1 protein-coding gene is annotated in these 345 nt (G+C 52.5%); it reads left to right on the top strand.

Annotation, left to right across the window (positions count from 1 at the left end):
* Positions 1 to 134 precede the first annotated feature (134 nt).
* The coding region (locus tag EN874_RS32645; protein ID WP_189396747.1) for a hypothetical protein at positions 135 to 345 on the top strand (211 nt) is incomplete at its 3' end.

The following is a 345-nucleotide window of genomic DNA, read 5'->3' as shown; positions in this document are numbered from 1 at the left end:
GATAAATTGCGGGCGAAAAATTGTGCAAGAGGCCAATAAGCTTCAAATCCACCCAGAAAACGACAAGCATCGGGCCTTAATCCTGATGTAAATACTCAGCTTAATTGAGGTGCTGCGACCCTTGGGATATCAATATGGTCGCGATGTTTTCGGGGCATATCTTGAAAAATTTGCATGGGATGTTTTTGCGCCATCTGGCTTTGGGAACGGCTGCCGTAGTTTTGCTGGCGCCTGCGATGGTGCACGCGCAGGACACAACCGTCCTTCAGCAGATTACCGTTGACGGGCAGGGCGCGGAAAACGCAACCGGTCCCGTCCGGGGCTACGTCGCGAAGAAAAGCGCGA

Origin of the sequence: Mesorhizobium sp. M1D.F.Ca.ET.231.01.1.1 (genome assembly GCF_003999155.2) — a bacterium.
Taxonomy (GTDB): domain Bacteria; phylum Pseudomonadota; class Alphaproteobacteria; order Rhizobiales; family Rhizobiaceae; genus Mesorhizobium.
This window is presented reverse-complemented; position numbering and strand designations above follow the sequence as displayed.